The 6858-nt window shown below is 69.6% G+C and carries 8 protein-coding genes, 1 pseudogene and 1 riboswitch; of the genes and pseudogenes, 3 read left to right on the top strand and 6 right to left on the bottom strand.

Features of this window, described 5'->3' with window-relative positions; translation table 11 throughout:
- Positions 1 to 119 precede the first annotated feature (119 nt).
- The 6 genes and pseudogenes from ACFU53_RS45475 to ACFU53_RS45450 form a co-directional block, all read right to left on the bottom strand.
- Entirely contained in the window at positions 120 to 794 is a 675-nt protein-coding gene (locus tag ACFU53_RS45475) for an urease accessory protein UreF (RefSeq protein ID WP_384005964.1), read from the bottom strand.
- 57 nt (positions 795 to 851) lie between these two features.
- Entirely contained in the window at positions 852 to 2573 is a 1722-nt protein-coding gene (locus ACFU53_RS45470; protein ID WP_384005963.1) for an urease subunit alpha, read from the bottom strand.
- Complete coding sequence (locus ACFU53_RS45465) at positions 2566 to 2877, bottom strand: urease subunit beta (RefSeq protein WP_384005961.1); 312 nt, start codon at positions 2875 to 2877, stop codon at positions 2566 to 2568. Before ACFU53_RS45465 ends, ACFU53_RS45470 begins: the two co-directional genes overlap by 8 nt.
- A 10-nt stretch (positions 2878 to 2887) precedes the next feature.
- Positions 2888 to 3190, bottom strand: a complete 303-nt coding sequence (locus tag ACFU53_RS45460; RefSeq protein ID WP_037705202.1) for an urease subunit gamma — start codon at positions 3188 to 3190, stop codon at positions 2888 to 2890.
- 405 nt (positions 3191 to 3595) lie between these two features.
- Positions 3596 to 3859, bottom strand: a pseudogene (locus tag ACFU53_RS45455) (IS200/IS605 family accessory protein TnpB-related protein); the annotation flags it as partial.
- Between the two features lie 202 nt (positions 3860 to 4061).
- The gene (locus ACFU53_RS45450; protein WP_384005959.1) at positions 4062 to 4340 is read right to left on the bottom strand and encodes a type II toxin-antitoxin system Phd/YefM family antitoxin; all 279 of its coding nucleotides are present in this window, start codon (positions 4338 to 4340) and stop codon (positions 4062 to 4064) included.
- Between the two features lie 526 nt (positions 4341 to 4866).
- Here ACFU53_RS45450 and ACFU53_RS45445 point away from each other — a divergent pair.
- The 3 genes from ACFU53_RS45445 to ACFU53_RS45435 all read left to right on the top strand — a co-directional run bounded on the left by ACFU53_RS45445 (position 4867) and on the right by ACFU53_RS45435 (position 6853).
- Positions 4867 to 5508: an ATP-dependent Clp protease proteolytic subunit gene (locus ACFU53_RS45445; protein WP_384005957.1), complete on the top strand. Its 642-nt coding sequence runs from the start codon at positions 4867 to 4869 to the stop codon at positions 5506 to 5508.
- A gap of 7 nt (positions 5509 to 5515) precedes the next feature.
- Positions 5516 to 5833, top strand: a complete 318-nt coding sequence (locus ACFU53_RS45440) for a hypothetical protein (protein ID WP_384005955.1) — start codon at positions 5516 to 5518, stop codon at positions 5831 to 5833.
- Between the two features lie 331 nt (positions 5834 to 6164).
- Positions 6165 to 6376: riboswitch (cyclic di-AMP (ydaO/yuaA leader) on the top strand.
- Between the two features lie 3 nt (positions 6377 to 6379).
- Complete coding sequence (locus ACFU53_RS45435; RefSeq protein ID WP_384005954.1) at positions 6380 to 6853, top strand: C40 family peptidase; 474 nt, start codon at positions 6380 to 6382, stop codon at positions 6851 to 6853.
- Positions 6854 to 6858 lie beyond the last annotated feature (5 nt).

Below are 6858 nucleotides of genomic sequence, written 5' to 3'. Positions count from 1 at the left end.
CCCCTGCTTTTTCTAGGGGCGCGGGGACTGCGCGAACAACCACGACGGACCCGCGGCCGGGGGTCGAAGGGGCGCAGCCCCTGGGATGGGACGGGTAGGGGCGGCGGGGGCGAGGAAACTCAGGACGCGAACAACCGCACAGGCCAAGCCGCATGCACCTCCGCGCTGATCTCCAACAAGGGTGCGGAAGCCGCAGGCAAGCTCCCCACCCCCTCGACGCCCACCCCCCGAGCCGCATCGACCGCCGCCCCCACCACCACATCCATCTCGGGAGCCAACCGCGCCAACACCCCGGTCGCATCGAACGGATCAAGACTCAGCAACCGCACCGTCGCACTGGCCGCCCCACTCACACTCTCGTACGCGGAGCAGTACGCCGCATCGTCCGGCCCCAGCCCGGCCGCCCTCGCCGTCACCCCCAACACGACCGGCTGATGCGCCCCCTTGGGGAACTCCCGCGCCAGAGCGTCCAGTTCCTCCGACGGCCAGGTCGCCCGCGCCGCCCGCATCAACTGCCGCCCCAGCTTCCGCGAAGCGACCCGCAGGGCGAGGGACGGCGACCGGGCATCGGCGGCGGCGTCCAGGGCAAGCGGATCCACCCCGAGCGCGGCCGCGGCGGCCAGCGCCGCCGACACCAACCCCGCCGTGTGCAACCGCCCCCGACAGAACGCCTCCAGCCCCTCCGCCCCGGTGATCAGCCCGGCCTTGACGGCCGCCTCGGCCCCGCCGGAGTGCGCGTGCCCTCCGGCGGGAAACCGGCCGTCGGCCAGGACGAGAAGCGCTGCCCTAGACAACTCGGACCCCCGACATCAGGCATCGCGCCTCGGACATCACGCATCCCACCTCGGCCATCAGAAGAGGAAGTACCGCTGCGCCATGGGCAGTTCGGCGGCCGGCGTCGCCTCCACCAACTCCCCGTCGATGTGCACGGCGAAGCTGTCGGGGTCGACGCGCACCTCGGGCCGCGCGTCGTTCTCGCGCATGTCGGCCTTGGTGACCCCACGCGTCGACTCGATGGCGACGAACCGCTTCCCCAGCGAGAGCCGCTCCGGCAGACCGTCCTCGACGGCGAGCGGCGCCACGAAGTTGAACGAGTTCGAGGCGGGCGCCCGCCCGATGGCCCCGAACATGGGACGCGGCAGGATCGGCTGCGGGGTGGGGATGGAGGCGTTCGCGTCGCCCATCTGCGCGTACGCGATCTGCCCGCCCTTGATCACGAGCTGTGGCTTGACGCCGAAGAACGCGGGGTCCCACACGACGAGGTCGGCGAGCTTGCCCGTCTCGACGGACCCGATCTCGCGGGCGAGTCCCTGCGCGAGGGCGGGGTTGATCGTGTACTTGGCGACATATCGACGTACCCGCCTATTGTCCGCACGTCCGTCACCCGGCAACGCACCCCGCCGCCGCTTCATCACATGCGCGGTCTGCCAGGTCCGCAGGATGACCTCGCCGACCCGGCCCATGGCCTGCGCGTCCGAAGAGATGATCGAGATCGCGCCCAGGTCGTGCAGTATGTCCTCGGCCCCGATGGTGGACGGCCGGATGCGGGACTCGGCGAACGCGAGGTCCTCCGGCACGGCAGCGTTGAGGTGGTGGCAGACCATCAGCATGTCGAGGTGTTCCTCGGCGGTGTTGACGGTGTAGGGCCGGGTCGGGTTGGTGGAGCTGGGCAGGATGTGCGGCTCGGACACCACGGTCATGATGTCGGGCGCGTGCCCGCCGCCCGCGCCCTCGGTGTGGTACGCGTGGATGCCGCGTCCGGCGATCGCGGCGAGCGTGTCACCGACGAACCCGGCCTCGTTGAGCGTGTCCGTGTGGATGGCGACCTGGATGCCCGTCCGGTCGGCGACCGTCAGGGACGCGTCGATCACCGCCGGGGTCGACCCCCAGTCCTCGTGCAGCTTCAGACCGAGGGCGCCGCCCCGGATCTGGGACAGCATCGCCTCGTGCGAGACCGTGTTGCCCTTGCCAAGGAAGCCGATGTTGAGCGGGTACTGCTCCATCGCCTCCAGCATCCGGGCGAGGTGCCAGGGGCCGGGGGTGACGGTCGTGGCCTTCGAGCCCTCCGCCGGTCCCGTACCGCCGCCGACCAGCGTCGTGACACCGGACGACAGCGCCTCGTCGGCGATCTGCGGGCAGATGAAGTGGACGTGGGCGTCGATGGCGCCGGCGGTGACGATCCGCCCGTTGCCCGCGATGATCTCCGTCTCGGGGCCGATGACCAGGTCGGGGTGGATCCCGTCCATGGTGTCGGGGTTGCCGGCCTTGCCGATGCCGGTGATCCGGCCGTCGCGGATGCCTATGTCGGCCTTGACGATGCCCCAGTGGTCGATGATCACCGCGCCGGTGATGACCGTGTCCGGGGTGCCTTCTGCGCGCGTAGCGCGCGCCTGGCCCATGGATTCGCGGATGACCTTGCCGCCGCCGAACACGGCCTCGTCACCGGCGAGTCCGGGCCCGCCGGAACGGTCCTCCTCGATCTCGACGAGCAGATCGGTGTCGGCGAGCCGGATGCGGTCACCGGTGGTGGGGCCGTACAGGTCCGCGTACGCGCCACGCGAGATCTCAGGCATCGAGGGCACCTCCGGTCTCCCCGCGCAGACCGGGCACGACACGGGCGCCGGCGAGCGGAACGAGTTCCACGTCGACGGGGATCCCCGGCTCGAACCGCACCGCGGTGCCGGCGGCGACGTTCAGCCGCTTGCCGCGCGCGGCGGCGCGGTCGAACTCCAGGCCGGGGTTGGCCTCGGCGAAGTGGTAGTGGGAACCGACCTGGACCGGCCGGTCGGCGGCGTTGAGGACGGTGAGCCGGGTGACCTCACGGCCCTCGTTGTAGACGATCGGGTCCTCGGCGAAGAGGATCTCTCCGGGAATCATCGAGGCCCCCTCAGACGATCGGGTCGTGGACGGTGACGAGCTTGGTGCCGTCCGGGAAGGTCGCCTCGACCTGGACGTCGTGGATCATCTCGGGGATGCCCTCCATGACGTCGTCGCGGGTGAGCAACTGCCGCCCGGACGCCATGAGTTCGGCCACCGTGCGGCCGTCCCGCGCGCCTTCGAGGATGTGCGCGGTGATGAGCGCGACTGCCTCGGGGTGGTTCAGCTTCAGCCCGCGGGCCCGGCGCTTCTCCGCCACGTCGGCCGCCACATGGATCAGCAGCCTCTCCTGCTCGTGCGGGGTCAGTTGCACGGCGTCCACCTCACATCCTCGCTCCGGACCGTGCGGGGTCCGGTTGCCTCGCCACCGGGCAAATTCGCTGGTGGCGTGGCCGCAGGCTAATTGGGTGGCGTTTCGGCGACGTTAACCGGACCGTGATCGGATCCGTGTCGGCCCGCGTCCTTGCGGGTCGCGCCGCTCGCTTCCGGGCGTCCGGGTCCTCCATGCTCATCAGCGCCTTCACGCCCAGTTCCGACCACATGGACCGGTACGTCGCCGAAGCGCGCGTACTGGGCCGCGAAGCCCTGGGCGAGCGCGGCCGCCGCTGTGGCCGGGCCGGACTCGCCGCACTGTTCGGCCTACAGGCATCGACCTGGGCAGGCTGCCGGTCGTGTTCCTCCGCAGCCGTTCCTGAACAGGGAGCGGGAGTGTGTCCTGTTACCAGGACTCCTGCTCATCCGCGCGCCCCGAACGGTGCTGGGCACACTGGTCCCCCGCTTTCGCTCCACGGCCCGGCGGCGCGTATCCCGTGCGTGGTCCGGGTAGGTGGGGTCGGGTTTCCTCACACCGCCGGGTCTCCGGTCGGGCCTGGCCGGTTCGATGCCCACCACGATCACGGGGACGGGCTGCCTGCCCGCGCCTGGCCAGAGCCCACTGGTCATGCGTGGCCTTGGTGCTATTGCCCGCCCGGCGCGCCGAGGACGGTGCGCCCTCCGCAAAGGTCACCCATTCGCCCCCAGAACTCTCGTTCACCAAGCGTGACAAGGGCCAGGCACACCGCATCCCGCAAAGACCAGCTCGTGCGACCCGTCTGAAACCCGATCCGTATCACTCGCGCTCACAGGAAGTCACTACCGATCAGCAGTGCAAAGCAGCGTACGGGCCCTTACGAGCCGCCCGCCCCCTAGGAGGCGCTCGTCCCGCCATGCTCCGCCGCGATGCCGAACCGCCGCTGTTCCCTCGGCACCGGTGCGGCCTCACGGACTCGGGAGACGGCGCTGACCACCGGCTCGTCCGCGGGTTCCTGGAGGGCTTCGAGCTGCTCCAGGTCGGCGGCGGAGACCAGCGCGACGAGGGGCTTCCCGTGCCGCGTCACGACGACACGCTCGCCGCCGTAGACCACGCGGTTGATCAGATCGGCGAGTTCAGCCCTGGCTTGCGTCACCGGAATCTCGTAGGCCATGGAGTCCAGCTTAGACCGGGCGCCGCGCACCGCCCTGAGTGGAAGATCCCATTCTGGCCCGCGGCGATCAGTCCGTTCGTGCGATCGGGCTCACCTTCCGCAGGCGGCGTTCATGACAACCGGACAGAGGGGGATCCATGTCCGGCTGCTCCAGGCGTTCGCTGCTCGGGTACTCGGGATCGGCGGCAGCAGGGGCGGTGCTCGCGACGAGCGGCACGGCTCAGGCGGCCACCCCGGTGCGCGAGCGCACAGAGCGAGACGGCGGCGGACTTTCCGGAAGGCACCAGGTGCAGCGGAGCGGTCCGCATGCCGGAGACCAGGATGGCGAAGGTCACTGCCGCCGATCAACTTCTACGGACCCCGCCCCCGCACCACGCAACTGACAACTGATCAGCCGAGCCCGACCCCACGCGAGATCCCCGCGGAGCCACGTCCGCGGGGATTTTCGCTTTCAGCCGATCCCCTCGTCCAGAGTGCGTACGTCCTGTACATTTTTTACAGAAGTCGATCAGAGGAGGCGTGCCCCATGCCCGCGAACCGACCGTCGGCCCGTCATGTGCTGCCCGAGTTCACCGAGCGCACCAGTGCGGGCCACCGAACGATGGATCCGTACTCGAAATTGTTGGAAGAACGGATCGTGTTCCTCGGGACGCAGATCGACGACACGTCGGCGAACGACGTGATGGCGCAGTTCATGCACCTCGAGTACCAGTCGCCGGACCGCGACATCTCGCTGTACATCAACTCGCCGGGCGGCTCGTTCAGCGCGATGACTGCGCTCTACGACACGATCCGGTTCGTCACCTGTGACGTGGAGACCATCTGCCTGGGGCAGGCGGGGTCCGCCGCCGCGGTGCTGCTGGCGGCGGGTACACCGGGCAAGCGGTTCGTGCTGCCGGGGGCGCGCGTGCTGATCCACCAGCCGGCGGTGGCCGACCGGATCGAGGGGCAGGTGAGCGATCTGGCGATCCAGGCCGAGGAGTTGACGCGCGACCGCCGGAAGCTGGAGGAGATGCTCGTCCGGCACACGGGGCAGAGCCCGGAGCGGATCAAGGCCGACATCGAGCGGGACAAGTTCCTCGACGCCGAGGCGGCGGTGGAGTACGGACTGGCCGACCGGGTGATTCCGAGCCGCAAGACCTCGCCCACACCCCCCGGCGCGAGGTGAGGCGCGGATGCTCCCACCCGAACTGCCTCCGCTGCCCGCGCTCACGCGCGCCGAGGGGGAGCTGATCGACCGTTACCTGGACGTGGTCGATCTGCTCGGCCGAATCAATCCGGCTCGCCCGGGCGACACGTACCGGGGGTTGCGTGCGGCGCAGGCGCTCGTCGCGAAGGCGACCGCTCTGCGCGCCGCGCTCGAACTGATGCACAAGCGCGGGGAGAACGAAGTGCACGCCCCGACGCTCGCGCGGGCCCTGCGCGTGCTCGACGGCGAGCGGCGGGCCGCCCGGGTGGCGCTGCCGCCGGAGCCGGAGGACTCGCCCGCCTGAACCGATCCCGGGCCGCTCGCCGTATTACTGACGGGGCGTCCGACCCGGGCTTCGCGCCCTCCGGACGGCCTACCGCGATCGACCCATCGGCCTATACGTCGTGAGGACCTGTGAAGTTGCGCAATACGCCTGGCACATGGCCGGAATTCATCATTCCGGTGCTGGTGCGGGCCTCCTCGACCACTTGGACACACCGCCCGAAATCGCTCTGTCCACCCGAACGGTCGAGTGGTGAGTAAGACCACAAATCCACGGTTCCGTTGGGATTTTCGGACGTTCGTGCGTCAAGATCCCTTCCTGACGACAAGCCCCCGCCACAACGGCGGGGCGATCCGGGTGGACGCCGAGTCCTGCCGCCGCCCGGATGACCGGTCGACAGAAGTGCACCGGCAGGAGTGGAGGACCCAAGCACAACGGGTCGCCGGAACGGTCAAGCCATGACCGTGCCGAGCAGCCCTTGGGGTGAAGCCGCGTCAGCGGCCGGGCAACTTCGCCAGCCCGAATCCGACAGGTCATCCTTCACAGGCGGCTGACGAAGGGTTGCGCATGACTGCGCTGAATCGTGTCCCGTCGCTGTTGACCCGGGCCGGTACGGCCTCGGCTCTCACCATCGCCGCAGTGAGCGGCAGCATCGTGGTACCGGGCGTCGCATCCGACGCCGAGGCCGCCACCGTGGCGTCGAAGGCACTCAAGGTCGCGGCTTCCAAGAAGGGCTCCCCTTACAAGTACGGCGCCACGGGCCCGGGCAGGTTCGACTGCTCAGGGCTGACGCTCTACTCGTTCAAGAAGGCGGGCAAGAAGCTGCCCCGTACTGCTCAGCAGCAGTACAACAAGACGAAGCACATCTCCGCGAGCAGCCGCACGCTCGGTGACCTCGTCTTCTTCCACTCGGGATCGAACGTCTACCACGTCGGTATCTACGCGGGGAAGGGAAAGATCTGGCACTCGCCGAAGACGGGTGACGTCGTCCGGCTGCAGAAGCTGTGGACGAAGAACGTCTGGTACGGCCGGGTCCGCTGACCCAC

The organism is Streptomyces sp. NPDC057474 (genome assembly GCF_042802555.1).
In the GTDB taxonomy this organism is placed as follows: Bacteria; Actinomycetota; Actinomycetes; order Streptomycetales; family Streptomycetaceae; genus Streptomyces.
Note: the sequence above shows the minus strand (reverse complement) of the source record. Positions and strands in the feature narration are given on the sequence as shown.

Bases quoted from the DNA above. Each gene is read 5' to 3' on its own strand.
- ACFU53_RS45470 (WP_384005963.1), bottom strand. From the start codon at position 2,573: ATGCCTGAGATCTCGCGTGGCGCGTACGCGGACCTGTACGGCCCCACC.
- ACFU53_RS45465 (WP_384005961.1), bottom strand. From the start codon at position 2,877: ATGATTCCCGGAGAGATCCTCTTCGCCGAGGACCCGATCGTCTACAAC.
- ACFU53_RS45450 (WP_384005959.1), bottom strand. From the start codon at position 4,340: ATGGCCTACGAGATTCCGGTGACGCAAGCCAGGGCTGAACTCGCCGAT.
- ACFU53_RS45445 (WP_384005957.1), top strand. From the start codon at position 4,867: ATGCCCGCGAACCGACCGTCGGCCCGTCATGTGCTGCCCGAGTTCACC.
- ACFU53_RS45440 (WP_384005955.1), top strand. From the start codon at position 5,516: ATGCTCCCACCCGAACTGCCTCCGCTGCCCGCGCTCACGCGCGCCGAG.
- ACFU53_RS45435 (WP_384005954.1), top strand. From the start codon at position 6,380: ATGACTGCGCTGAATCGTGTCCCGTCGCTGTTGACCCGGGCCGGTACG.